The organism is Arthrobacter sp. HMWF013, assembly GCF_003061105.1.
Lineage (GTDB): Bacteria > Actinomycetota > Actinomycetes > Actinomycetales > Micrococcaceae > Arthrobacter.
Window position 1 is genome coordinate 1 of sequence record NZ_QAIQ01000383.1, and the last position, 4,389, is coordinate 4,389.

The 4,389-nt window shown below is 66.1% G+C and carries 5 protein-coding genes; all 5 read left to right on the forward strand.

Features of this window, described 5'->3' with window-relative positions; all coding sequences use genetic code 11:
• Positions 1 to 866, forward strand: an 866-nt coding sequence (gene proB / locus DBR22_RS14205; protein WP_108599552.1) for a glutamate 5-kinase, incomplete at its 5' end; no start/stop codon positions are given.
• 26 nt (positions 867 to 892) lie between these two features.
• Entirely contained in the window at positions 893 to 2,248 is a 1,356-nt protein-coding gene (locus tag DBR22_RS14210) for a glutamate-5-semialdehyde dehydrogenase (protein WP_108599553.1), read from the forward strand.
• A gap of 75 nt (positions 2,249 to 2,323) precedes the next feature.
• Entirely contained in the window at positions 2,324 to 2,554 is a 231-nt protein-coding gene (locus DBR22_RS14215) for a hypothetical protein (protein ID WP_108599554.1), read from the forward strand.
• On the forward strand, positions 2,499 to 3,224 hold the full coding sequence (gene nadD, locus DBR22_RS14220) for a nicotinate-nucleotide adenylyltransferase (RefSeq protein ID WP_258229209.1): 726 nt from the start codon (positions 2,499 to 2,501) through the stop codon (positions 3,222 to 3,224). The genes DBR22_RS14215 and nadD overlap by 56 nt, the downstream gene beginning before the upstream one ends.
• A gap of 7 nt (positions 3,225 to 3,231) precedes the next feature.
• Positions 3,232 to 4,389, forward strand: a 1,158-nt coding sequence (locus tag DBR22_RS14225; protein ID WP_219928124.1) for a hypothetical protein, incomplete at its 3' end; no start/stop codon positions are given.

Sequence of the window (4,389 nt, forward strand, 5' to 3'; positions counted from 1 at the left end):
GTGTGGGCCAGGGCCTGCTGATGGCCCGCTACACCCAGGCTTTCGGCGCCCACGGCGTGACCGTGAGCCAGGTGCTGCTCACCGCAGATGACCTGATGCGCCGGAGCCAGCACACCAACGCCTTCCGCGCCCTCAACCGCCTCCTTAACCTCGGTGTGGTGCCGGTGGTCAACGAAAACGACACCGTGGCCACTCACGAGATCCGCTTCGGGGACAACGACCGCCTCGCCGCCCTGGTGGCCCACCTGGTCCGCGCCGACGCGCTGGTGCTGCTCTCCGACGTCGACTCCCTGTACGACGGCCCGCCGTCGCACGGTGCCAAGCGGATCCCGCTCGTGGAGGGCCCGCACGACCTCGACGGCGTGTCCATCGGCAAAGCCGGCAAGGCCGGCGTCGGCACCGGCGGCATGATGACAAAAGTCGAGGCGGCAACCATAGCGGCCGGCTCCGGGATCCACGCCCTGGTCACATCCACCGGCAACGCTGCGGCCGCCCTGGCGGGGGAGGACGTCGGTACCTGGTTCACCGTCAACGGCGCCCGCAAACCCGTCCGGATGCTGTGGCTGGAGCATCTCGCCTCAGTCCATGGCCAGCTGATCCTCGACGACGGCGCCGTTAAGGCCGTCCGCGACCGCCACACCTCGCTGCTGCCGGCAGGGATCTCCGCCATCAGCGGTGATTTTGAAGCCGGCGACGCCGTCGAGATGGCCAGTGCCGACGGTACTGTGATTGCCCGTGGCCTGGTCAACTACTCTGCGGCGGAACTGCCGCAGATGCTGGGCCGGTCCACCAAGGAACTGGGCAGGTCGCTGGGCAGCAGATATGACCGTGAAGTTGTTCACGTTGATGACCTGGTGCTGGTCTGAGCGCCCGGCTCGCCTAAACTTGAACCATGACTGAGGCGCTGACCCACACTACTGCTGCGACTTCCGGGGACAACACTGCCATTCCGGCGTCCCCGGACGCACCGTCCGTTACGGCCTCCGCCGCTGACATTGAGGCCGCAGTGCACGCGATCGCCGACCGTTCCAAGCAGGCAGCACGCCGAATGGCCAGGGCCAACCGGGCATGGAAGGACCGCGGCCTGCGCGCCATTGCCGCTGCGCTCCAGGAGCGCAAGGGCCTTATCCTGTCCGCAAATGCCAAGGACGTGGCTGCCGGCAAGGCCAGCGGCACTTCCGCAGCCTTGCTGGACCGCCTGACGTTGACTGAGGCCCGCATCACCGGACTGGTGGACGCGCTGGATAATCTGGCCAACCTCCCGGACCCTGTGGGCAACGTGGTCCGTGGCCAGACCCTGCCCAACGGCCTCCGCCTGCGCCAGGTCAACGTGCCCATGGGCGTGGTTGCCGCCATTTACGAAGCCCGTCCCAACGTCACCGTTGACATCGCCGGACTGGCACTGAAGAGCGGCAACGCGGTCATCCTCCGCGGCGGCACGGCCGCTGCCGCCACCAACGAAGCCCTCGTGCACGTGCTGCGCGAAGCTCTTGACAGCGTGGGCCTTCCCTCCGACGCAGTGCAGACCGTGGACCAGTACGGCCGGGAGGGCGCCAATGCCCTGATGCGCGCCCGCGGCCGGGTTGATGTCCTGATCCCGCGGGGCGGGCGGGAACTGATCCAGTCCGTTGTCACCAACGCTGCCGTGCCGGTCATCGAGACCGGCGAGGGCAACGTCCATATCTTCATCGACGAATCTGCCGGCGAAGAGATGGCCGTGGACATCCTGCTGAACGCCAAGACCCAACGGCCCAGCGTCTGCAACACCGTGGAAACCCTGCTAGTCCATTCACGCTCCACGGTGCTGCCTGCCGTGGCTGCCGCCCTGCGCGCCGCTGGAGTGAGGCTCCACGTTGATGAGCGGGTCCGCGCGGCCCTGCCGTCATCTGTCGAGTCCGAGCCGGCCTCGGACGTTGACTGGGGGACTGAATACATGGATCTGGACCTCGCCGTGGCCATGGTGGACAGCCTGGACGACGCCGTGAAACACATCCGCACGTGGTCCACCGGCCACACCGAAGCCATCCTGACCAACAACCTTGCCAATGCGGAGAGGTTCATCGCCGAGATCGACTCTGCCGCGGTCATCGTGAACGCTTCCACCCGGTTTACCGACGGCGGCGAGCTGGGGCTGGGTGCCGAAGTCGGCATTTCCACCCAGAAGCTGCATGCGCGCGGACCGATGGGGCTGACCGAGCTCACCACCACCAAGTGGATCGTGCAGGGCGAGGGCCAGGTCCGCGGCTAGCAACGCGGTAACATAGACAAAAGTCCCACAGCGGCGGAAAATCCGCTGCCACATCCTTGAACCCTAGGGGAGAAAATGCTGCTCCAGCAGATTGCCATGACCGTTGCCGAAGGCGAAGAACACGAACTCGCCCCCCTGTGGGCTGAGCCATGGGTCTTCGGCGTAGTCATGTTCGCCATCCTGCTGGTGCTGATGTTCGTCACGCTGTCTTACTCCAACCTGGGTAACCGGCACACCATAACGGAAGAGCATGCCGATCCGCACCGCCAGCACCCCAACAAGCACGATCACGGCCAAGGCCACTGACATTTCCAGTGTTCTGCGCCGTGACGGTGCTGAAGGCCGGCTGCGGCTGGGTGTGATGGGTGGGACATTTGATCCCATCCACCACGGCCACCTTGTCGCTGCCAGCGAGGTGGCAGCCAAGTTCGGTCTGGACGAAGTGGTCTTTGTCCCCACCGGGCAGCCATGGCAAAAATCGCACAAGCAGGTCAGCGAAGCAGAACACCGCTACCTGATGACGGTGATCGCCACGGCGTCGAACCCGCGCTTCACCGTCAGCAGGGTCGATGTTGACCGGCCCGGTCCCACGTATACCATTGATACCTTGCGGGATCTGAGGACCCAGCGCCCGGATGCGGATCTTTTCTTCATCACCGGAGCCGATGCGCTGGCGCAGATCCTGTCATGGAAAGACATCGATGAACTGTGGTCGTTGGCGCATTTTGTCGGCGTCACCCGGCCCGGGCATGTGCTTGACGGCATGGGCCGGAAAGATGTCAGCCTCCTGGAGGTGCCCGCCATGGCCATCTCCTCCACCGATTGCCGGGTCAGGGTAGCCGCGCATAATCCCGTCTGGTACCTGGTACCGGACGGAGTGGTGCAATACATCGCCAAATACGGACTGTACGCCGAAGGAACATTTCCCCAGGACGTCCGCACTACCGAAACAGACGAGTCAGCCAGTACTGAATGAGTTCTCAATGAGTCAGGAACAGCCCCCCGTCCGCAGCCGCCGCGAACTGCGGCAGTCAAGAGACGAGAAGAAGGTTGCCGGGCCTCCCGCCCCAGGCCAGCTTTCGCCTGCCTCAAAACAACGCCGGGTATCCGATACCCCGGTGGATTCAGTGCCGGAGCAGACACCTGCCGAGCGGTCCAGCCAGATCCGTGCCCGCGACCGGGCGGCCCTGCGTGCCATCAAGGAGCTTGAGGAAAAAGAGGGGCAGCTCTCTGCCGGTGGCCCTCCCACCCGGAGGCAGCTGCGGTTGCAGCAGCTCAAGGAACAGGCCGTCACCTCGGCCAATCCTGTGGTGGCCCCTGCCGGCCAGCCGGCAGCGGGCCAGCAGGGCCCCGGCCAGCCCCGTGTCGCGCCGCCAAGCGCCAATTCCAGCACCAGCACCGAGGCAGCCTCCCCGGAATCCCGCCTGCCGGCCGGTATGAGCGTGGAACAGGCACTCGCAGCCCGTTCCCTGATCGCCGAGCAGGCCAAGAACCAGCTGGCCAAGATGGAGCACATCGCTTCGATGGATCCTGAGGCCGTGGATCCCGACATCCTGGCGGAGCAGATTGCCCTGGCCGAGCGGGCAGCCATCCTCAACCGCCGGGCCATGGCAAAGCAGAAACTGGCGGAGCAGGCGGAACCTGCCACGTCTTCCCTGGGCTCCACCACGTCCCCCCGCCCGGCATCACAGCCGGCAGCCACACGGCCGGGCCCGGCCACAGCCGCCAACCTCGCCATGGTGACGCCGCTCGAGTTCGTGCAGGTGCCCGGCATCGACCGCCCTGTCATGAAGCCTGCAGCAACATCGCATGTCCCGGTAGTGACGCAGCCCGGACAAAAGGTCCGGAGCGGAGGCAAGGGCCGCCGGCCGTCCGGAACGCCGAAGCAAACTTCAGCCGGTGCCGCACCGGCGGCACCTTCGGGCCGCTCCCGGGTTATTGCCAGGGCAGAAGCGGCCGCCCGGGCAGCGGCCGAGCCGAAGCAGGCAGCACCCGCTGTGACCCGGCAACAGGTAACCGAGCCTGATGATCTCTTCGCGGACCTGCCCCGGATCCCGGCCAGTTCCGCGCATGGGCTTGAGCCCCTGGATGCGGCCACCGCAGGCCTGGCCCGGGCAAAGCGGCTCAGGCTGATGCAGGTC